This is a genomic window from Clostridium sp. LY3-2 (assembly GCF_024705715.1).
In the GTDB taxonomy this organism is placed as follows: Bacteria; Bacillota; Clostridia; order Clostridiales; family Clostridiaceae; genus Clostridium.
Genome location: NZ_JAMDLQ010000029.1, coordinates 1 through 22,301 on the forward strand (window position 1 = coordinate 1; position 22,301 = coordinate 22,301).

The 22,301-nt window shown below is 29.6% G+C and carries 22 protein-coding genes, 1 pseudogene and 1 other annotated feature; of the genes and pseudogenes, 17 read left to right on the forward strand and 6 right to left on the reverse strand.

Features of this window, described 5'->3' with window-relative positions; translation table 11 throughout:
• The 11 genes and pseudogenes from M4I33_RS09715 to M4I33_RS09765 form a co-directional block, all read left to right on the forward strand.
• Positions 1-266, forward strand: a pseudogene (locus M4I33_RS09715) (aspartate carbamoyltransferase); the annotation flags it as partial.
• 1 nt (position 267) lies between these two features.
• Positions 268-693, forward strand: coding sequence for an aspartate carbamoyltransferase regulatory subunit (locus M4I33_RS09720; RefSeq protein ID WP_194189998.1), 426 nt, complete (start codon positions 268-270; stop codon positions 691-693).
• Between the two features lie 18 nt (positions 694-711).
• On the forward strand, positions 712-1,911 hold the full coding sequence (locus M4I33_RS09725) for a dihydroorotase (protein WP_257916600.1): 1,200 nt from the start codon (positions 712-714) through the stop codon (positions 1,909-1,911).
• A 16-nt stretch (positions 1,912-1,927) separates the two neighbouring features.
• Positions 1,928-2,800, forward strand: coding sequence for an orotidine-5'-phosphate decarboxylase (gene pyrF / locus M4I33_RS09730; protein WP_257916601.1), 873 nt, complete (start codon positions 1,928-1,930; stop codon positions 2,798-2,800).
• Positions 2,801-2,813: 13 nt separating this feature from the next.
• Positions 2,814-3,554 carry a dihydroorotate dehydrogenase electron transfer subunit gene (locus M4I33_RS09735; RefSeq protein WP_257916602.1) on the forward strand — a complete coding sequence of 247 codons (741 nt, stop codon included), beginning with the start codon at positions 2,814-2,816 and terminating at the stop codon, positions 3,552-3,554.
• Positions 3,555-3,570: 16 nt separating this feature from the next.
• On the forward strand, positions 3,571-4,467 hold the full coding sequence (locus tag M4I33_RS09740; RefSeq protein ID WP_257916603.1) for a dihydroorotate dehydrogenase: 897 nt from the start codon (positions 3,571-3,573) through the stop codon (positions 4,465-4,467).
• Between the two features lie 22 nt (positions 4,468-4,489).
• Entirely contained in the window at positions 4,490-5,164 is a 675-nt protein-coding gene (gene pyrE / locus M4I33_RS09745; RefSeq protein WP_257916604.1) for an orotate phosphoribosyltransferase, read from the forward strand.
• Positions 5,165-5,269: 105 nt separating this feature from the next.
• The gene (pflA, locus tag M4I33_RS09750; RefSeq protein WP_257916605.1) at positions 5,270-5,977 is read left to right on the forward strand and encodes a pyruvate formate-lyase-activating protein; all 708 of its coding nucleotides are present in this window, start codon (positions 5,270-5,272) and stop codon (positions 5,975-5,977) included.
• Between the two features lie 199 nt (positions 5,978-6,176).
• Positions 6,177-6,959: a flagellar motor protein gene (locus M4I33_RS09755; RefSeq protein WP_257916606.1), complete on the forward strand. Its 783-nt coding sequence runs from the start codon at positions 6,177-6,179 to the stop codon at positions 6,957-6,959.
• Position 6,960: 1 nt separating this feature from the next.
• Positions 6,961-7,695 carry a flagellar motor protein MotB gene (locus tag M4I33_RS09760; RefSeq protein ID WP_257916607.1) on the forward strand — a complete coding sequence of 245 codons (735 nt, stop codon included), beginning with the start codon at positions 6,961-6,963 and terminating at the stop codon, positions 7,693-7,695.
• A gap of 128 nt (positions 7,696-7,823) precedes the next feature.
• Entirely contained in the window at positions 7,824-8,678 is an 855-nt protein-coding gene (locus M4I33_RS09765; RefSeq protein WP_257916608.1) for a YitT family protein, read from the forward strand.
• Positions 8,679-8,698: 20 nt separating this feature from the next.
• Here M4I33_RS09765 and M4I33_RS09770 read toward each other — a convergent pair whose 3' ends face one another.
• Both M4I33_RS09770 and M4I33_RS09775 read right to left on the reverse strand, forming a co-directional pair.
• Complete coding sequence (locus tag M4I33_RS09770; protein WP_257916609.1) at positions 8,699-8,926, reverse strand: hypothetical protein; 228 nt, start codon at positions 8,924-8,926, stop codon at positions 8,699-8,701.
• Positions 8,927-9,007: 81 nt separating this feature from the next.
• A complete protein-coding gene (locus M4I33_RS09775) occupies positions 9,008-9,619 on the reverse strand; it encodes a 3'-5' exonuclease (protein ID WP_257916610.1) in 612 nt (203 codons plus the stop codon).
• Between the two features lie 185 nt (positions 9,620-9,804).
• On the opposite strand from M4I33_RS09775, the gene M4I33_RS09780 reads away from it, so the two are divergent.
• On the forward strand, positions 9,805-10,755 hold the full coding sequence (locus M4I33_RS09780) for an L-lactate dehydrogenase (RefSeq protein WP_257916611.1): 951 nt from the start codon (positions 9,805-9,807) through the stop codon (positions 10,753-10,755).
• Between the two features lie 199 nt (positions 10,756-10,954).
• A complete protein-coding gene (asnA, locus tag M4I33_RS09785) occupies positions 10,955-11,965 on the forward strand; it encodes an aspartate--ammonia ligase (protein WP_257916612.1) in 1,011 nt (336 codons plus the stop codon).
• A gap of 76 nt (positions 11,966-12,041) precedes the next feature.
• Here asnA and M4I33_RS09790 read toward each other — a convergent pair whose 3' ends face one another.
• Positions 12,042-13,001 (reverse strand): biotin--[acetyl-CoA-carboxylase] ligase, encoded by a 960-nt coding sequence (locus M4I33_RS09790; RefSeq protein ID WP_257916613.1) that lies wholly within the window; start codon positions 12,999-13,001, stop codon positions 12,042-12,044.
• Between the two features lie 161 nt (positions 13,002-13,162).
• Here M4I33_RS09790 and M4I33_RS09795 point away from each other — a divergent pair, with 161 nt between their 5' ends.
• The gene (locus M4I33_RS09795) at positions 13,163-14,563 is read left to right on the forward strand and encodes an LCP family protein (RefSeq protein ID WP_257916614.1); all 1,401 of its coding nucleotides are present in this window, start codon (positions 13,163-13,165) and stop codon (positions 14,561-14,563) included.
• Between the two features lie 38 nt (positions 14,564-14,601).
• Complete coding sequence (locus M4I33_RS09800) at positions 14,602-15,252, forward strand: site-2 protease family protein (RefSeq protein WP_257916615.1); 651 nt, start codon at positions 14,602-14,604, stop codon at positions 15,250-15,252.
• 36 nt (positions 15,253-15,288) lie between these two features.
• Here M4I33_RS09800 and M4I33_RS09805 read toward each other — a convergent pair whose 3' ends face one another.
• Positions 15,289-16,800 carry a Ppx/GppA phosphatase family protein gene (locus tag M4I33_RS09805; protein ID WP_257916616.1) on the reverse strand — a complete coding sequence of 504 codons (1,512 nt, stop codon included), beginning with the start codon at positions 16,798-16,800 and terminating at the stop codon, positions 15,289-15,291.
• A gap of 194 nt (positions 16,801-16,994) precedes the next feature.
• Positions 16,995-17,221: a binding site (T-box leader), on the forward strand.
• A gap of 56 nt (positions 17,222-17,277) precedes the next feature.
• On the opposite strand from M4I33_RS09805, the gene argS reads away from it, so the two are divergent.
• Positions 17,278-18,972, forward strand: coding sequence for an arginine--tRNA ligase (gene argS / locus M4I33_RS09810; RefSeq protein ID WP_257916617.1), 1,695 nt, complete (start codon positions 17,278-17,280; stop codon positions 18,970-18,972).
• Positions 18,973-19,171: 199 nt separating this feature from the next.
• Positions 19,172-20,359 (forward strand): AI-2E family transporter, encoded by a 1,188-nt coding sequence (locus tag M4I33_RS09815; RefSeq protein ID WP_257916618.1) that lies wholly within the window; start codon positions 19,172-19,174, stop codon positions 20,357-20,359.
• Positions 20,360-20,387: 28 nt separating this feature from the next.
• Here M4I33_RS09815 and M4I33_RS09820 read toward each other — a convergent pair whose 3' ends face one another.
• Positions 20,388-20,519 (reverse strand): FeoB-associated Cys-rich membrane protein, encoded by a 132-nt coding sequence (locus M4I33_RS09820; RefSeq protein ID WP_257916619.1) that lies wholly within the window; start codon positions 20,517-20,519, stop codon positions 20,388-20,390.
• 18 nt (positions 20,520-20,537) lie between these two features.
• Complete coding sequence (feoB, locus tag M4I33_RS09825; RefSeq protein WP_257916620.1) at positions 20,538-22,301, reverse strand: ferrous iron transport protein B; 1,764 nt, start codon at positions 22,299-22,301, stop codon at positions 20,538-20,540.

A 22,301-nucleotide genomic window follows, 5' to 3' on the forward strand; every position in this document is an offset into this window, starting at 1 on the left:
AAGTAGACATTCTATATATGACAAGAATCCAAAAAGAAAGATTTTTCAATGAAGAAGAATATATAAGACTTAAAGATAGCTATGTTTTAGATATGGAAAAGATGGACAAAGCTAAAAATGACATGATAGTTATGCACCCGCTTCCAAGAGTTAATGAAATCTCAGTAGAAGTAGATAAAGATAGTCGTGCAAAATATTTCGCACAAGCGGAGTATGGAATGTATGTAAGAATGGCATTAATATGCAAATTATTGGGGGTGGCTTAATATGTTAGAGATTACAAGTATTAAAAACGGATTTGTTATAGACCATATAGAGGCAGGTAAAGGAATTAAAATTTTCAATCATTTAAAATTAAACGAAACGGATTTAAGTGTAGCATTAATAATGAATGCACAAAGCGATAGATTAGGAAAAAAAGATATTATAAAAATTGAAGGAATAGATAATTTAGACTACACAGCACTAGCTATGTTAGCACCTAGAGTATCAGTAAACGAAGTAAGGAATGAAAAGATAGTAAATAAATTCAAGCCAGAACTACCAGAAGTAGTTGAAGGAATATTAACTTGTGAAAATGAAAGATGTATAACTAAAGATGAAACATACGTACCTCACACATTTAAACTAGTTGATAGAAATTTAGGGACTTATAGATGTGAGTATTGTGACCACACTTCAAAGTTAATATAAATTAAAAGGGGCGAGAACATGAATTTATTAATAAAAAATGGTAATATAGTAGATTTTAGCGGAAGTTTTCTTGGAGATATATATATTGAAGATGGTTTAATTAAAGAAATCGGAGTAGATATAAATAAAGAAAATATAGAAGTTATAGATGCGAAAGGGCAAACTATTATGCCAGCATTTGTAGATACTCACGCACACTTTAGAGACCCAGGGTTAACTTATAAAGAGGATTTAGAAACTGGAATGAGATCCGCTTATAAGGGAGGGTTTACAGGAGTTTGTCTTATGGGTAATACAAATCCAACATGTTCTAGCCCTGAAATATTTAATTATATAAAAGAAAAAGAAAAAGAATTAAATCTAATAGATATAGTTCAAGGAGTTACTATAACTAAAAACTTTGATGGTAAAACTTTAAGCCATTTAGATCTTTTTAAAGAAGATAAGAGAGTTAAAGTGATAACTGATGACGGGGTTGGAGTTAATAATTCAGAGACTATGTATGAAGCTATGAAAATAGCTAAAGAAAATAACTGGGTAGTTATGTCTCATGCTGAAAACAAAGAATTTTCTAAAATTTCTATGAGGATTGCAGAAAATTTAATGACTATAAGAGATATAGAACTTGCAAAAATAACAAAGGCAAACTTGCATTTGTCTCATGTTAGCACAAAAGAAGCTATAGCTTATATAGAAGAGGCAAGAGAAAAGGGATTTAAAAATATAACTTGCGAAGTTACACCGCACCATATAGCACTTACGTCTGATGTAAGTAATTATAGAGTAAATCCTCCAATTAGAGAAAAGGATGATGTTTTAGCTATAATTAAAGCTATAAAAAATGAAAATGTACTTTGTATAGGAACGGATCATGCACCACATACAAAAGAAGATAAAGAAAAAGGTTCTCCAGGACTTGTAGGACTTGAAACTGCATTTTCAATTTGTTATACAAAACTTGTAAAAAGTGGGCATATAAACTTAGAAGATTTAAGTAAACTTTTGTCAAAAAATCCAGGAGATCTTCTAAAAATGAAGAAGGGTAAAATTCAATTAGGGTATGACGGCGATTTAGTATTGGTAGATTTAGAGAGAGAAGTAGTTATAAATAGTGAAGAGTTTTTATCAAAAGGGAAAAATACACCTTTTGAAGGAATGAAATTCTTTGGAGAAGTTCTTTTAACTATAAAAGGCGGAAAAATATTATATAAAAAATAGTGGGGGTATAGAATATATGAAAAGTTTAATAATTGATAAATTATATAAGAGAGTTTCAGAAAGAGGAGTAGTTTGCGTAGGGCTAGATACATCTTTAGACTATATCCCAGAATTTATAAAAAGTGGTAAGGCAGCAAAAGATGCTATAGTAGAGTTTAATAAAGCTATTATAGATAAAACAGAAGACGTTGCATCTTGCTTTAAAGTTCAAATAGCTTATTATGAAGCTTTAGGAATTGAAGGATTAATAGCTTATAAAGAAACTTTAGAGTATTTAAGAGAAAAAGATTTAATAATAATTGCAGATATAAAAAGAGGCGATATAGCAGCTACTGCTAAAATGTATGCAAAAGCACATTTTGAAGGGGATTTTGAAGCTGATTTTATAACTTTAAATCCTTATATGGGAATGGATAGTATAGAGCCTTATCTAGATTACATTAAAGATGGAAATAAGGGAATCTTTAGCTTAGTTAGAACTTCAAATAGCGGAGCTTTAGATATTGAATACATAAAAGATAAAGACGGAAATAACGTTTATGATATAGTTGGGGAAAAAGTACTAAAAATGGGACTAGAATTTAAAGGGGATTCTGGTTACACACCTTTAGGTGGGGTTATCGGATGTACGCATATTGAAGAGGGGGCATCAATTAGAAATAGATTAAAAGAAATGTTTTTCTTAATACCAGGTTATGGGGCACAAGGCGGAAAAGCAGAAGATGTAGCACTTTATTTAAATAATGGAAATGGTGGAGTAGTAAATTCATCAAGAGGAATATTACTTGCATACAAAAAAGCAAATAGACCTGAAAAAGATTTTGCAATTTGTGCAAGAGAAGAAGCTATAAGAATGAGAGATGAAATTAGAGAAGCTTGTAATAGATAGGAGTGTTATTTAAATGAAGGTTTCATATGACAAAGTTAAAGTTTTAGAAAATGAAAATATAGTATCTAATATATATAAATTAGTAGTAGAAGATAAAAAAGAAATAAAAGCAGGTCAGTTTTATATGCTAAAAGTGAATAACTCACTACTAGGAAGGCCTATAAGTATCTGTGAAAAAGAAGATAATAAATTAACTTTTTTATATGCAGTAGTAGGAAAAGGAACTAAAGAGATAAGTAATTTCAAAAAAGAAGATGAGATCTTTATAACAGGGCCTCTTGGAAATGGGTTTAACGTATATGAAAACTTAGGGAAGGTAGCTTTAGTTTGCGGCGGAATTGGAACTGCACCTATGGTTCAAGTAGCTAAAGAATTAAAATCTAGAAATAACGCAAGTAAGATTGACGTTTATGCAGGATTTAGAGATGAGATATATCTAAAAGAAGAATTAGAAAAATATAGTGATAATTTAAATATATCTACAAACACAGGAAGTTTTGGACATAAGGGATTTGTAACTGATATATTAAACCCTAAAGATTACGACGTAGTTTTATGTTGCGGACCTGAAATAATGATGAAAAAAGTTATAGAGATGTGCAAAGAGACTAATACTAAAGTTTTTGTCTCTATGGAAAAGCATATGGCCTGTGGAGTTGGTGCATGCCTTGTATGTACTTGTAAAACAAAAGATGGTCATAAGAGAGCTTGTAAAGACGGTCCAGTTTTTGATGGAAATTACGTAGAGCTATAGGTTAAGGAGAGATAATATGTTAAAGGTTAATATAAATGGTGTAGAATTTAAAAATCCAGTTATTGCAGCATCTGGAACGTTTGGTTTTGGTGAAGAATATAACGACTTTTATGATGTTTCGATTTTAGGTGGTATTTCATCTAAAGGACTAACTATAAATAAAAAAGATGGAAATTCTGGTATAAGAGTAGTTGAAACTGAAGCTGGTATGATGAATTCAGTAGGACTTCAAAACCCAGGGGTAGATGCTTTTATAGAAAGAGAACTTCCTAAGATGAGAAGTTACAAAACGAATGTAATTGCAAACGTTGGTGGAGGATGCTACGAAGACTATGAAGAAGCTATACTTAAACTTGATAAAACTGATGTAGATATAATTGAACTTAATATATCTTGTCCGAACGTTAAATCAGGAGGTATGGCTTACGGAATAAAAGCAGATGTAGCTTATGAGTTCGTAAAGAAGATAAGAGGATTAACTAAGAAACCTTTAATGGTTAAATTATCTCCAAATGCTGAAAATATAGTAGAAATGGCTAAAAGGTGTGAAGAGGCTGGAGCTGACTCTTTATCTTTAATTAATACCTTAAAAGGGATGGCTATAGATATACATAAAAGAAAGCCGGTTTTTGATAACGTATATGCAGGGTTTTCAGGTCCTGCTATAAAACCAGTAGCACTTAGAATGGTTCACGAAGTATCAAAAGCTGTAAATATTCCAGTTATAGGGCTAGGTGGGATTTCAAATGCTAATGATGCTATAGAGTTTTTAATGGCAGGTGCATCAGCTATTCAAGTTGGAACAGCAAACTTTAATAACCCTCTAGCTTGCAAAGAGATAATTGAAGGAATAGAAGAGTTTCTTATAAAAGAAGGAATAAAAGATATTAAAGATATTATAGGAATAATATAAGGTATTAAAGGAGTGTATTAGAATGAAAGAATATAAAAGAGAGTTTATAGATTTTATGATAGAGTGCGGAGTATTAACTTTTGGAGATTTTGTAACTAAAAGTGGAAGAAAGACACCTTTCTTTGTTAATACAGGGAACTATAAAAAAGGAAGCGAACTTAAAAGACTTGGGGAATTTTATGCAAAAGCTATAAAAGAAAATTTCAAAGAGGAATACAACGTGTTATTTGGACCTGCTTATAAAGGAATTCCACTAACTGTAACTACAACAATAGCTTTATCAGAATTATATGATATAGATGTAGAGTATTGCTCTAATAGAAAAGAAATAAAAGACCACGGAGATAAAGGGATACTTTTAGGTAGTAATTTAAAAGATGGAGATAAGGTTTTAATAATTGAAGACGTAACAACAGCTGGAACTTCAATAAATGAAACTATGCCTATCTTAAAAGCTTCAGGAAATGTAAATGCAGTAGGTCTTATAATCTCAGTAGATAGAATGGAAAGAGGAACAGGAGAAAAGACTGCACTTACAGAAATTAAAGAAAAGTACGGTTTTAAGACTTCTGCTATAGTTACTATGGAAGAGGTTATAGAGTATCTTTATAATAAAGAAGTAAATGGAAAAGTAATTATAGATGATGAAATAAAAGCTAGAATAGATGATTACTACAAAGAATACGGTGTAAAATAATATAAAAAAGTTTTAATCCCTCGCTTTACTAAGCGGGGGATATATTTTACAATAAAAATGGGTATCAATTCATAATAAGAATTGATAGTTAGGAGGCGGTTAATTATGACAATAGGAAGAATTCATTCTATAGAGAGTATGGGTATGGTAGACGGTCCAGGAATTAGAGTTGTAGTATTTATGCAAGGGTGTTCATTAAGATGTAAATATTGCCACAATCCTGATACTTGGAACTATAATGATGGTGAAGAAGTAACACCAGAAGAATTAGTAAACAAATTAAAAAGGTATAGACCTTATTTTGAAAGATCAGGAGGGGGCGTAACTTTTTCAGGAGGAGACCCTATAAGACAACCAGAATTTCTTATAGAAGCATTAAAGCTTTGTAAAAAAGAAGGAATACATACTTGTATTGATACAGCAGGATTTGGTGTAGGTCATTATGATGAAATATTAAAATATACTGATTTAGTTTTATTTGATGTTAAAGATATCACAAAAGAAGGCTATAAAAATGTAACTTTAATGGATATAGATGAATCTCTTAATTTCTTAGAAGCTATGAAAAGAAACAATACTAAAATGTGGATTAGACACGTAGTAGTACCAGGTTTAACTGATGGCGAGGAGCATATAAGAGAATTTAAAAAATATATAAGTGATATAGATAATGTAGAAAAAGTAGAACTTTTACCGTATCACCTTTTAGGTGTTAATAAGTACGAAAGTTTAAAGATGAAATATCCTCTTATAGATACTCCAGAGATGAGCGAAGAAGAAATGGAAAAGTATAGAAAAATAATAAGTGAATAGTATAAAATTAAAACATAGGATAGGTGTATTGATTACTCCTATCCTATATTTTTTTATTCTCAAATATTTACTTTTAACACAAAAATAACACTAAATGGTAAAGTTCAAAGAAATTTAACTGAATCTTTTTAATTAGTTCACAGATAAGAAAATATTCTTTAATACAATTAAAGTAAGGATTAAAATTAGGAGGAAAAGTATGGACATAGGAATTTTAATAGGTATTGTAGTAGGATTTGCATCTATGATAGTTGCCTTTATTGCAGAAGGCGGAGTATTAAGTGCGCTATTACAACCGACTGCAGCTTTAATAGTTTTTGGAGGAACAATAGGTGCTGTTATGGTATCATTCCCATTAGCTCAAATTAAGAAAATTCCAAGTTATTTTAAGGTTGCATTTTCTAGTAGAAAGGGAAATATACAAGATCAAATTGAGTATTTTAAAAAAATATCATCTGTTAGTAGAAAGGAAGGTCTACTAAGCTTAGAGTCACATCTTCAAGACCCTGAACTTAATAGTTTTATGAGAAAAGGCCTACAAATGTTAATAGATGGTGTTGATGGAGAAAGTATCAGAGCATCTCTTGAAACAAGACTTGAAAACCTTAATGCAAGACATGAAGTTGGAGGATCTGTTTTTGAAGCAGCTGGAGGATTTGGTCCTACAATGGGTATTATAGGTACAGTAATGGGACTAGTTCACGTATTAAGTGATTTAAGTGATCCAGATACATTAGGTCCTAAGATAGCAGTTGCCTTTATAGCAACGCTTTATGGGGTAGCTTCAGCTAACCTTTTATGGCTACCTATTGCAAGTAAATTAAAAGTTGTAAATGAAGAGGAAATCATAGAGTGTCAACTTATAATTGAAGGGTTACTTTTACTTCAAGAAGGAACAAATACGAACTTACTTGTTGGAAGACTTGAAGGATTCTTAGAAGAGAAACAAGCAGAAAAACTCGAAGCGGTAGAGGGTAACTAATATGCTTAAGAAAAAACCAAAAAAAGAGAATGGTGAAAGATGGCTTTTAACTTACTCGGACCTTATAACATTACTTATGATATTTTTTGTAATTATGTATGCTTCAAGTAATATAGATAAAACTAAATATAAACAAATAGCATCTTCTTTTCAAAATGCATTTACTGGAGGTGGTAAAAATCCAGTAGGTGAGGATGGTTCAAAGGTTATAGATAAAGACTCAGTACCAGCACCGCTAGTAACAGAAGAACAAAAGTTAAATGATGTAAAAGAAAAGATAGATAAAGATATAAAAGAAAATAACTTAACTGGCGAAGTTTCAACTAAGATAGAAGAAAGAGGACTAGTTATATCTTTTAAAGACGAAATGCTATTTAAAAGCGGTGACGCAAGCATCAGAAAAAGTTCAGTAAATGATCTTAAAAAGATAGCAGAAGGATTAAGTAAAATACCAAACTATATAAGGGTAGAGGGACATACAGATAATGTTCCTATATCAAATAGTATGTATAGTTCAAACTGGCAATTATCAAGTGTAAGAGCAGCTAACGTAGCTCAATTTATATCAGACAATTCTGGAATAAATCCTTCTAAGTTATCAGCTATTGGATATGGAGAAAATAGGCCTATAGCTGATAATAAATCAGAAGATGGAAGACTTAAAAACAGAAGAGTAGATATTGTAATTTTAAGTAGCAAATTTAATGATTCAGAGGATTTAAAAAAGCAAAAATAAATGAATAATTTAAAAACATATTAGTTTAAATGAAATGAGGAATTATTTTGAAATAATTCCTCATTTTTTATCTTTTTATAGTATAATAAGTGTAAAATAATAAGAATATATATATGGGAGGCGATGCGATGAAGAAGAATATGTTTAGTAGAATTATAGCAACATTAGTTTACGGAGTATTAGCAGGGATTGGTGTAAATTTCTTTTTAACACCTGCAAAAGTATATTCTGGAGGAGTAACAGGTTTATCTCAATTATTTTCTTCTATAGGTAAAGACTTTATGGGGATAAATATTGGAATTTCAACTTGGGTACTTATTATTAATTTGCCTTTAATTTATTTATCTTGGAAAAAGCTTGGAAGCAAGTTTACCTTTTATAGTTTACTTGCAGTAATTTCATCATCATTTTTCATTTCTGTAATTCCAGTAAGAGCCGTTACAGAGAACGTTATGCTTGCAGCGATTTTTGGTGGGATTTTAACAGGGGCTGGAGTTGGAATCTGTTTTAGAACTGGTTTTTCAACAGGGGGAACAGATATAATTATTATGGTGGTTCAAAAGATGACTGGAAAATCTGTTGGACAACTTGGCTTTTTATTAAATGGATTTATAATTGCACTAGCTGGACTTATGTACGGCTGGGAGATGGCGCTATATAGTTTAATATCTATATACGCTACAACTAAAATTATGGATGTATTTTATATTCAACAATACAAACTTACAGTTAATATTATAACTAAGAAAAAAGACGAAGTAGTAAATGCACTACTTAAAAACAATTTAAGAGGACTTACAGTATATACAGGGCTTAGAGGTGGATACACTAACGAAGAGGTAGAATCAATCGTAACTGTAATTTCAAAACCAGAATTACTATACGTAAAAAAGATTGTAAGTGAAGTAGATGAAGAAGCATTTATTAATGTCCAACCTACAGTAGAAGTTGTTGGAAACTTTTTAGATAGGTCTTTAATTTAAGAAAACAGGTAGATATTTATCTACCTGTTTTTATTTTCATTTAATTCAGTTTTTAGTTTAGCTTCTTTTAATTCCTTTTCTTTGTTGTAGCGAGCTTCTACTTTTTTAGGATCGTAGAAAAAGACTACACAAATAATAAATGATATAAAAGAAGAGAATATGATATTACCAATCATAACGTCTAAAAGCAGTGCTATTAGAATGATTGAACCTATCAGTTTAAAAACAGTCTTAACTTGATTATTCATAATTTTACACCCCCACAGTATAAATACATTATATACCAATTAAAATTTTCTTACAATAAATAAAAGAGTGTATTTATAAAATTATGAATTTGCTATATTTGAGAAATATCCGTGAGGAATTAATTTTCTTTTTAAGCCTTCTATAACAGTTAGGTAAGTTGCAGCTGTATCAAAACGAGCATCATGATAATTTCCGCTTCCTTCAAATAGCTCGTCTGCTTTATTTTTAATCTGTTCTTTAGTAATTCCAAGATAATCTATAACTTCTTCAAGTTTTGGGTTTTTGTAGCTTCCGTTTGATTTAAGTATTTTTAAAATATCTTTATAATAATTCATTGTGCAAAAAGTTCTTCTAGCTTCGTAATCAAGGCCTAAAGGATCTAATTCACTTTTCATAAATTTTATATCGAAATTAACGTTATGACCTATAACAAAATCTGCTTCTAAAAAATCATCTACAAATTCTTCTACTAAATCAGAAAAGTCTTTTCCAGATGATAGTTCGTATAATTTTTCAAGAGAAAAACCATGAACTGCTTCAGCGTTAGGGTCCATCTCATCTACAGTAAAAAAGTAATTTTTACCTGAAGTTTTTTGAGGTTTAGTAGAAGTATCTACTGTTATGTAGCTTAGCTGACAAATAGACCCAGGTCTTATGCTAGTTGTTTCTGTATCAAAAAATAATAATTTCATCTAATTAATGCCTCCAAAATTTTAATCATGTAAATATTATATAATACAAATTGGTTAAAATAAAATAAATTGAAAAAAAGTTAGAAAATAATTCATAGTATTTTAATATGAATTAATGGAAAATCATTATCAATTATGGTATAATTAAAGTGCAAAAAGTTTTTAAACTTTTAGGAGGTAATCAAATGATAGGTGAAGTAAAAAGAAAAGTATCAATAATAGGCGCAGGTTTCGTAGGTGCTACAACAGCATTTGCATTAATGAATAGTGGTATAGCTACTGAAATTTGTATTTATGATATAAATATGGATAAGGCAATGGGAGAAGTTATGGATTTAGTTCATGGTACTTCTTTTGTTAAACCAGTAAATATCTATGCAGGAAGTTTAGAAGAAACAAAAGACTCTGACATAGTAATAATAACAGCAGGTGCTGGGCAAAAACCAGGAGAAACTAGATTAGACCTTATAGGGAAAAACTACAATATATTTAAAGGGTTTATTCCAGATATCGCAAGATTAAGCCCAAACTCAATTCTTTTAGTAGTTTCAAATCCTGTAGATGTTTTAACTCATATTGCATATAAATTATCAGGATTCCCAAAAGAAAGAGTTATAGGTTCAGGTACAGTTTTAGATACATCAAGACTTAAATATGTACTTGGTAAATACTTTAACGTAAACAATAATAACATCCACTCTTATGTAATTGGAGAACATGGTGATAGTGAAGTTGTAACTTGGAGTAATGGTAGAATCGGTGGAGAAGGATTTGACCTTTATGCAAAACAAATGGACCTTGAATGGGATGGAGAAGTTAAAAAAGTAATAGAAGATGATGTTAAAAATGCTGCATATGAAATTATAAGTAGAAAAAATGCAACATACTTTGCAGTTGCACTTGCAGTAAATAGAATAGTTGAAGCTATATTTAGAAATGAAAATAGTATTTTAACTGTATCTTCTTTATTTGAAGGACAATACGGCTTAGAAGATTTATATCTTGCAATTCCAACTGTTGTTAATAGAGAAGGGGCTAAAAATATTATAGAGATTCCTTTATCAAAAGATGAAGAAGAAAGATTAAAAGAATCAGCTACTATATTAAAAGGTCATTTAAAAGAATGTAATTTATAAAATTAATTAAGTTTTAAAAGATGTAGGAATAATCCTGCATCTTTTTTTATGTATAGGAAAATATAAAACAAACTGAATGTATTCGAGCGAGAAACACATGTATTTAAATATTAACAATGAGTTAACAATGTTCTTTATTCTTTGCGTTTTTATCAATGTTTATATATAATAATAAATAAAAAAATAAAGGAGGGTAATTATGAAATTAGAAGGATTAATTATACCAGAAGGATATAAAAGCAAAACATCTCTAATACAAACAGAAGTTTATATTAAAGAGATAAAAGATTTTTTTGAAAGAGAGCTAGCAAAGAATTTGAATTTAGTTAGAGTTTCAGCCCCTTTATTTGTTGACTCTGCATCAGGTTTAAATGATAATTTAAATGGTGTGGAAAGACCAGTAAATTTTGATGTATTAGCATCAGGTGAAGACGTTGAGATAGTACATTCTCTTGCTAAGTGGAAAAGAATGAGTCTTCACAGATATAATTTCGAAGTTAATAAGGGATTATATGCTGATATGAATGCTATAAGAAGAGACGAAGAATTAGATAATTTACATTCAATTTATGTAGACCAATGGGATTGGGAATTAATTATTAATAAAGAAGATAGAAATATTAATAAACTAAAAGAAATAGTAAATAAAATATATGATGTATTTAAGAAAACAGAAGAGTTTGTTAATTCAAAAATAAACATAGAAAAAGTACTGCCAGAATCAATTTATTTTGTAACGGCTCAAGAACTTGAAGATATGTATCCTGATTTTACTGAAAAAGAAAGAGAAGATGCTATCTGTAAAAAGCATGGAGCTGTATTTATTATGGGTATAGGTGGAAATCTTAAATCAGGTAAAAAACATGATGGAAGAGCACCAGACTACGATGATTGGAACTTAAACGGTGATATATTATTTTGGAGTGATGTTTTAGATAGAGCTATGGAATTATCATCTATGGGAATTAGAGTAGATGAAGATGCTTTAAAAAGACAACTAAAAGAAGCAAACTGCGAGGAAAGAAGTAATCTTCCTTTCCACAAAAGCTTACTAAATGGAGAGCTTCCGTACACTGTAGGTGGAGGAATCGGACAATCTAGAATTTGTATGTTCTTTTTAAAGAAAGCGCATATAGGAGAAGTTCAAGCTTCTGTTTGGGATGAAAAAAATAAGAGAATATGTGAAGAACACGATATAATTTTACTATAAAAAAAGGTAGCAGATTAAATTTTCTGCTACCTTTTTAATTATATATATTTAGATTAGAAATTTTTAAGTTAGCTATTTAAGAGAAAGTAATCTCTCCGCTTAAAACCTTTTTTAAAGTGCCGTCTTCGGTTTTTACTATAAGTTCTAAAGATTTATCTATATCAACTAAAACTATATCTTCTGTTCCTTTTATAGTGACTAGTTTTGCTTTTTCATTTAGTCCTTTAGAGTTATTTTTAAGTATTTCAAAGACTTCTTCTAAATCAGAGTTTTCAACGAATTTTAAATATAGGTCTTCAAAATTATTTAAAAATGATGCGTATACTTTAGGAAGGTTTAAATCTTTATTTAGTTCTATGCTTAAAGAAGTACCATTTCTAAATTCATCTATAAAATACTCTTTAGGGATATTTACGTTTAAGCCTACTCCGATTATTAAATAATTTATCTTATCCATATCGGAATTCATAGTAGTTAAAATACCGGCGCATTTTTTATCCTTTATGTAGATATCGTTTGGCCATTTAATTTTAGGGGATAGACCTAGTGATTTTATTGTTTTAAATAACGCACAAGCACAAACTATAGTAAGTTTGCTTGCTATTTGAGGGTCTATATTAGGTTTTAATATAATTGAACTCCAAAGGCCGCCTAAAGGAGAACCCCATGTTCTGTTAAATCTACCGCTACCTTTTGTTTGAATTCTACTTATAACTATAGAGCCATCTAAAAAGCCTTTACTTGCAATGGATTTAGCTTTTAGGTTTGTAGAATCTAAACTATAAAAGTCATAGATTTCTGAACCTATAAATTTTGTGTTTATAAGTTTTTTTATTGAGCTTTTGTTTGGAATATCAGATTCTTTTATTAATCTATATCCTTTTCTTGAAACTCCTTCAATTATATAACCATCTTCTTTTAGTTTGTTTATATATTTCCAAACACTATTTCTAGAAATCGATAATTTTTCACTTATTTCTTGCCCTGAAACAAATCCTTTAGAGTTTATAAGGATTTCTAGTATTTTTTCTTTCATAATGGCGTTCCTCCTAGAATTATTAGATATATTATATAGTAATTTTATAAAATTTTAAAGGTAGATTAAAAAATATGCTAGTCTAAAGGGAATTATTAGATTATAATGGATTTATAAAATTAGTTAAATTTAAATTAATATTCTTTTAATAGGGGGTTAACATGAAAGGAAAAGATGAACAATTAAAAGATAAGAAATTAAATAAACGTAAAAATAAAAAGAAAATGTCAACTAAAAAGAAAGTTTTGATTACAATTATTAGTGTTATCCTAGTTATTTTAATTGGAGCATTTGGTTTTTATATGTATGTAAGAAATACGATTTTTAGCGGATCATCAGAAAATGCACCTGAGGTTACTTACGAAGAGCAACCTGGCATTACTAATATCTTGCTTATAGGGACAGACGCAAGAAAGTTAGATGAAAGAGCTAGAGCGGATTCTATAATTATTGGAACTATAGATAATAACAACAAAAAATTAAAATTAACATCTATAATGAGAGATACTGTAGTTGATGTTCCAGGTCACGGAGAAGAAAAGATAAACGCAAGTTTAGCTATAGGTGGACCTGAATTATTAATGAAAACTATAGAAGAAAACTTTGGGCTTAGTTTAAATAAGTATGTTATGGTTAACTTTAGAGGTTTTGAATCTATAATTGACTCTTTAGGTGGAATCGATGTAGATGTAAAAGACTACGAAATTAAAGAGATAAATAAATTCATAGGTGAAGGTCTTAAAAAAGACGAAAAGTCTAATCCTATAGAAAAACCAGGATTGCAAAAATTAGATGGTCAACAAGCTTTATCTTATTCAAGAATAAGAAAAGTTGGTAACGGTGACTTTGAAAGAACGGAAAGACAAAGAAGAGTTATTGATATTGTAACTCAAAAGTTAAAAGACGTAAGTGTTTTAAAATATCCTTCTATAATGAATGATTTATTACCTTACATAAAAACAAATATTGAACCTTTAATGATATTAAATTACGCATACACTGTATCTAAATTTGAAAATTTACATTTTGAACAACTTAGAATACCACCAAGTGAACTTATATCAAAAGATGTAGGAAGTTATAAAAACTTAGGTTGGGTTCTATTAGTAGATAAAGAACAATGCGGAAAAATAATGAAGGATTTTATATTTAATGATAAAACTCCAAAAAACGAAGATTATGATTTAGAATCTTGGAATTCAAAGTTAAATGAGTATCTATATGGTGCAAATATAAATCCAAATGAAAATACTACAAATAATAGTGATAACGAATCATATAATAATACAAACAACAATACACAAGTAACGCCAAAACCAAATAAGCCGGTAACTCCAAAACCTGAGGTAAAGCCAGTAAAACCTGTGAAACCAGAAGTTAAACCAGAAGTTAAACCAGAAGTTAAGCCTGATCCAAAGCCAGAGGAACCTGTTAAACCAGATCCAAAACCAGAGGAGCCAGTGGTGAAACCGGAAGAACCAAAACCACAGCCTCCGACTTCGTCTAATGATGATAAAGGAAGCTCTGAAATTACAGGAGAAGTAGAAAAAGGCGCAGCTTAAAAATTTAGGCATTACTTAAAACGAATAGGAGAGTTTAGATGGATTTCATACAAAAAATATTAATCTCAATACCTGGGATTATAATTGCACTAACTGTACACGAATATGCACATGCTTTAGTTGCAGATAAATTAGGAGATAAAACTCCAAGGTTTCAAGGAAGATTAACTTTAAATCCGGGAGCTCATATAGACCCATTTGGATTAATCTGCTTTTTAGTACTTGGAATAGGTTGGGCAAAACCAGTTCAAGTTAATCCAAATGCATTTAAAGATTACTATAAAGATGACTTAAAGGTTAGCCTTGCAGGTCCTTTATCAAACTTCTTAGTTGCATTAATACTTGGAGTAATATATCCTATCTTACTTATATTAGGTCTTAAGGGATTACTTACAGGAGGGTTATTTGTAGTTTTAAACAAAATGTTTATGTCTGCAATAAGCTTAAATATAATCCTTGGAATATTTAACTTACTACCATTACCTGGACTTGATGGATTTAGTATTTTAAGAGATTTAAAAATCAAAGGGTTTTATGAAATACAAGAAAAATTATATAGATATCAATTTGTAATTTTAATTGCAGTTATTGTCTTTGCAGGACCAATAATAAGCATTCCAACAAACTTTATCTTTAATATAATTTTAAATATTTCATCTACCATATTAAAATTATTACTTATGATATAAAATTAGAGCTTCCCTAAAATAGGGAAGCTCTAATTTTTATACTTTTTCTATTATTAAATCTTTTCTAAATATTTCTTTAAAGGCTCTCTTAGCCCTTGATGCTTGACGAATCTCTAATTCTAAATCAAGATTTGAAGTAAGTAAAAGTTTTACAGAGTCATCAGTTATTACGACTTCTAGGTTTCTTACAGCACCTTCTAAGCTTCTATCTAAGCTTTCAGCAATCTTTAAGATTACACCTAAAGATTCTATTGAAGTTAAATCAATTTTATTTATAATTGATGTAAATGGTGGAAGAGGAAGTGCGTAGTCGTTATTTCTATGAGAAGCTGCAACAGCTGCACTCATAAGTAGCTCTTTGTGGTCTAAACCATTTATAGGTGAATTTAATATAACATAGAAACTATGTTTGTGGTGGTTGTAGTAATTTACACTAATTCCACAATCGTGTAGTAATGATGCTGTTTTTAGTATTTTACTGTAAGTTTCATCTGTTAATCTATGAAGTGGTAAAAGAGCTTCATAAAGAGTTTTTGAAAGCCAGTAAACATTACCTGCATGAGTTTTATTAATGTTTAAAGTTTTAGATATTCCAAGTATTGAATAATTTAAAATATCTTTTTCGTAGTTGTAGTTTTTAGCTAAGTAATCATACATTATACCTTCACGAACACCGTTTAATGAAGTTACTATTCTTTGGGTTTTAGTTAGTTTTAAAACGCTATCTATAATTATTGAACCACCTACAATAATATCAGCTCTATCTATAGGTAACCCATTTATAGCCTTACGTTGTTTTAAATCTTTAACTTTTAAAATGTTATAAATTTCGTGAACGTCTATATCGCTAAAAACATAGTTATGAGCTATATCTAAAGGATATCTTTTTCTTTTTCTATCAACTCTACTTATAACTTGAAAAGTACCACCGATTCCAACTACTGAATCAAATTTATTTTCTTTAAGCCAAGGAGAAGATTCTAAAAGTTCTTTTATATATTCTTTACATGAATCTATATCAGATACCTTTATTCTATCTCTTAAGTTAAATTCGTTAGTTAAGCTTAAAGAACCTATAGGTAAAGTAGCCTTTTCTTTAATTTCATCATCTTTAACCCATAAAAGATGAGTTGAGGCTCCTTCTATATCTATAATTAAAGAATTTTTTATATATAAGCTGTTAGTTACACCAAGATAAGAAAAATATATTTCCTTATCACTTTTTAAAGGTTGTATATCAATTAAAAGTTCGTTTTTAATTAAATCTACTAAAACAGAACTATTAGAAACCTTTCTAATAGAATCTGACATAACAGCAATAATTTTTTTAACTCCTGTGATTTCACACATTGATTTAAAAGATCTTAATGTAGATAAGGCAGAGTTCATTTTTTCACTTGAAAGCTCATCTCCATCCATTAAATCAGAATATAATCTTATAGATGTATTAAGTTCATCTATAATTCTAAAATAACCATCATCATCTACTTCACTAAGCATTAGGGTAACAGAATTTGCCCCTATCTCAATAATACCTATTCTATTCATATTTATCTCCTTAATAAAAAAATACATTTACGTGTATTATACACCAAAATATTAATAAAATATATTTGAAAGATAAAAATGAAGGTTAAATAAAAATGAATTTTTTTTAGTCAAAATAAATGCACTAAAATTTGTTATTATTATTGACATAAGTTAAGTTTATTTTGTATAATAACTTAAAGATAGCTAATTATATAAATTCTATGACGAGGAAAAGTAAAATGATCTATTCTTAAAGCGAGTAAGGAAATGGTGTAAGCCTTATAAGATAAGTTATTTGAAACAGAGCCTTCTGAGAAGCACCCGAAAAGAGTAGGGATTGCCGCAAGATATATTTTCTTGCGTTACCAAAAAAAGTGGCATGTACTTTATGCAAGTAGAGTGGTACCGCGGATAATTTAGAAATATTTCCGTCTCTTAATTTTTATTAAGAGGCGGTTTTTTTATATTTTAAGATAGACTAAAGGAGGATACAAAATGGATTATAAAGAACTAATAGCAGAAAGAATTAAAGATAATGTTGAACTAAACGTTGAAGATATTAAAAAACTAATTGAAATACCACCAAAATCAGAAATGGGAGATTACGCTTTTCCTTGCTTCCAATTAGCAAAGGTTATGAGAAAAGCTCCAAATATGATATCAGAAGAGATTGCAGGGAAGATAAATAGAGAAGGTTTTGAAAACGTAAAAGCTTTTGGACCTTACGTTAACTTTTTTGTAGATAAAGCATCTTTTTCTAAAGAAACTATTGAAACTATACTAAAAGAAGGTAATGACTACGGTAAATCAAAAATAGGAGAAGGTAAAACTGTTTGCGTTGAATATTCTTCACCAAACATCGCAAAACCTTTCCACGTAGGGCATTTATTCTCAACTTCAATAGGAAACTCACTTTATAAACTATTCGAAGAAGAAGGTTATAAAGTAGTTGGGTTAAATCACTTAGGTGACTGGGGAACTCAATTTGGTAAACTAATCTCAGCTTACAACAGATGGGTTGACGAAGAAGCTTTAGAAAAGGATCCTATAACTGAACTTTTAAGAATTTATGTTAAATTCCACGATGAAGCTGAAAAAGATCCTTCATTAGTAGATGAAGGAAGAATGTACTTTAAAAAATTAGAAGACGGAGATAAAGATGCAACTGCACTTTGGGAAAGATTTAGAGCTCTAAGCTTAAAAGAATTCGATAGAGTATATGATGCACTTAACGTTAAATTCGATTCTTTAGCTGGAGAAGCATTCTATAACGATAAAATGCAAGTTATAATAGATGAATTAAAAGAAAAGAACCTTTTAGTTGAAAGTAATGGAGCTCAAGTTGTAATGCTTGACGAATACAACATGCCACCTTGCATAGTTCTTAAAGGTGACGGTGCTACTATTTATGCAACTAGAGATTTAGCTGCAGCTAACTACAGAAAAAATACTTATGATTTTGATAAGTGTGTATACGTAGTAGGTTCACCTCAAGCACTTCACTTTAAACAATTCTTTAAAGTGTTAGAACTTGCAGGTAAAGAGTGGGCAAAAGATTGTGTTCACGTAGGATTTGGATTAGTTAAATTCCCAGACGGAGGAATGTCAACTAGAAAAGGAAAGGTTATTCTTTTAGATGAACTTTTAAGTGAAGCAGTTTCAAAAACACTTGAAGTTATAAATGAAAAGAATCCTGACCTTGAAAACAAAGAAGAAGTTGCTAAAAAGATAGGGTACGGTGCAGTTTTATTCACATACCTTAAAAACTCAAGAGAAAAAGATATAATATTTGATTGGAAAGAGATTCTTTCATTTGAAGGTGAAACTGGGCCATACGTTCAGTACTCATACGCTAGAGGTAATAGTATATTAGAAAAAGCTAATGGTATAAACTTAGAAAACCCTGATTATTCACTATTAAACTCAAAAGAAGAATTTGAATTAATCAAATCTCTTGAAAGCTTCAAAAAGAATATACACCAAGCAATAGAAAAATTAGAGCCTTCAGTTATTTCAAGATACGTTATAGAAGTAGCTAAAGCATTTAATAAGTTCTACAACGCTCATTCTGTATTAAATTTAGAAGACGAAAACCTTAAAATAGCAAGATTAAGCCTTGTTAAAGCAAGCTTACAAGTTATTAAAAATGGTTTAGGATTACTTGGTATAGAGGTAGTTGAAAAAATGTAATTTAAGAAGCCTTAATTGGCTTCTTTTTTTTACGTAAAAGAAGTATAAAATTAAGAAATAAGTCAATTATTTAAGAAATAAGGACAATTGCTAAAAATATGTTAAATATAAAAACTTAAGTATTTATTAAAGTCCTTAACAATTTAATATGGTATAATCAATTAGATAATAAAACTAAATAGATAAGGGGGAGGTTAAAGTGCGTTTAGGACTAGATAGAAACATTAAGATAAAAGACATAATCTTACTAGTGCTTGTAGTATTTGTTGGGTACGAAATATTTGTAAACCACTCAAAGATATTAGATTTTATTGGTAAGTTTTTTAGTGTGATTATGCCTTTTATATATGCATTTGTATTTGCATATGTCTTAAATCCGATAATGAAATTATTCCAAAAGAGATTAAAACTAAAAAGAGGGTTAGCAGTATTACTGACTTACGTTTTAGTTACAGGAATTATCGTACTTGTAGGAGTTTATGTAGTTCCAGTTGTAATAGATAGTATAATTTCAATAACTACAGAAGTTCCAAAATATATAACTACTGTTCAAGGTTGGATAAATTCAGCTCTTCAAGATGATAAAATGTATACTATTTTAAAAGATGCTGGTGTTTTAAATATAATTACAAACATTTCTACAAAAGCCGGAACAATTTTTATATCTCTATTAGAAGGTCTAGCAGGATCACTTCTTAGCATTACTGCTGATATAGTTATGATAGGTTTTGGATTCCTTTGTTCAATATATGTTTTAGCTGATAAAGATAATTTAATAAAACAAGTTAAAATAATGATGACAATGGTATTTAAAAAAGAAAAGACTAGAAACATACTAGGAGTTTTAAGAACTTACAACCAAATGATAGGTTTATATATAGGTAGTAAGGCTTTAGATTCACTAATAATAGGTATAATATCTTTAGTTGGGCTTATAATATTTAAAGTTCCATATGCTATTTTACTTGCGATAATAGTAGGATTTACAAATATGATTCCATACTTTGGACCTTTTGTTGGGATGGTAGTTTGTGCTACTGTTTCAGTTTTTGTATCTCCAATGCTTGCAATAATAGTATTTGTATTTTTACTTGCAGTTCAGCAATTTGATGCATGGTTTTTAGAACCAAAGATAGTAGGAAGTAGAGTTGGTATTTCACCATTTTTAATAATTCTTGGTGTAACAATTGGAGGAGGATTCTTTGGAGCTATCGGAATGCTTCTAGCATCACCTACAGTTGCAACTATTAAAGTTTACTATGATAAGTTAATACTTTTCTTTAAAAGTAGATATAACGATATAGACGAATATCTAGGCGATGAAAACATTAAAGAACTAAATGAATATGTAAAAAAAGATAAAACAGAAGAAGATTCTAAAGAATAAAAAATAAGATGTGGCTTTAAGCCACATCTTATTTTTTTCTTGAAGGACAATTTTTATGGCAAGAGCCACAGTTACATTCTCCTTTAGAAGATTTTTTAATGTTTTTATAGATTATATACGCAGCTATAACTACAATTACAGCTGTTATTAAGATTTCCATAAAGTCATCTCCTTTACACTATACAATTAAGTTTGCAACGTGATAGAAAATAAATGAAACAACCCAAGCTACTACAAATAAGTAAGTACATGAGAAAAGAGTCATCTTAGTTCCATATTCTTTTTTCATTGTACCTACAGCTGAGATACAAGGAATATAAAGCAATATAAATATTAAGAAAGAATATGCTGAAATTGCTGTAAAGAACTGAGGTAAAATTACATTTAAGTCACCTCTAAATATTATTTCCATAGTAGAAATAACAGTTTCTTTTGCAAGTAAACCTGAAAGTAATGATACTGCTGATTGCCAGTTTCCAAAACCTAGTGGTGAGAAAATTGGTGCAATTACAGAACCGATTTGTGCAAGTATACTATCGTTTATATTTTCAACCATTCCGTTTAAATTAAAGTTTGATAAGAACCAAATAACTACACTCATTGCAAATATTATAGTTCCAGCTTTCTTTAAAAATCCTTTAGCTTTATCAAATGTTTGTTTAGCGATAGATTTTAATTGAGGAAGCTTGTAGTTTGGTAATTCTATTATAAAAGGTTCTTCATCCTTTTTGAAGATAGTGCTTTTAAAAATTATTCCAAGTATAAAAGCAACTACAATTCCTAAAAGATAAAGTGATGCAACGATTAGTCCTTGATTCTTTTGGAAAAATATTGATGCAAATAAAGCGTAGACTGGAAGTCTTGCGTTACATGACATCAAAGGAACTAAAAGTGCTGTAAGTTTTCTATCTTTTTCACTTTCTAAAGTTCTAGCTGACATAATAGCTGGAACAGTACAACCAAAACCTACAATCATAGGAATAAATGCTTTACCTGAAAGTCCCATCTTTCTCATTAGTTTATCCATTAAGAAAGCAACTCTTGCCATATAACCACTATCTTCTAAGAAAGTTATACAAATAAATAATGCAAGAATAATAGGAAGTAATACGATTATTCCACCAACACCACCTACTATACCATCAACTATTAAAGATTGGAACCAAGGTGAAGTACTAGCTAACGCACTTGTAAGCCACGGCATAAATGATTCGTTAAGTAAAAAGTCTAGTTTATCTGAAATAGGCTGTCCAACCCAAGAAAAAGTAAACTGGAACATAAGTACCATAATTAAAATAAAAAGTGGATAAGCTAAAATTGGATTTAATAAAAATTTATCTAATTTTTGCGTTAAGGTTTTTGAATCTGAATCATTTTTAAGTACACATTTGTTTACCACTTTTTCGATGTATGTATAAGCTTCTTTCTCTGTTTTAAAATCATAATCTAAAGAATCTTTAGGTGTTTTGAAAGAGTTATTTTTAATAGTTTCTTTTAAAGTGTCTAATCCCTTTTTCTTTGAAGCTGAAATCGGAATGACAGTTACATCTAATTCTTTTGAAAGTTTATCGTAATCTATTTTGTGACCTCTAGATTCAACTACATCAATCATATTAATGGCAAGAATTATAGGCTTGTTATATTTTTTAAGTTGAGTAGTTAAATAAAGGTTTCTATCTAAATTTGATCCATCTACTATATTTAAGATAAGATCTACTTCGTCATTTTCTAAAAAGTTTTTAGCTACTTTCTCTTCATTAGAAAAGGTGTCCATAGCATAAATTCCAGGAAGGTCTACAATAGAGTTACCGTCAAAGTAACCTTCTTTTTTTTCAACAGTAACACCAGGCCAGTTTCCTACGTATTGCTTAGAACCTGTAAGTTCGTTAAATAAAGTAGTTTTACCAACGTTTGGGTTACCTAAAAGTGCAATTTTAATCAT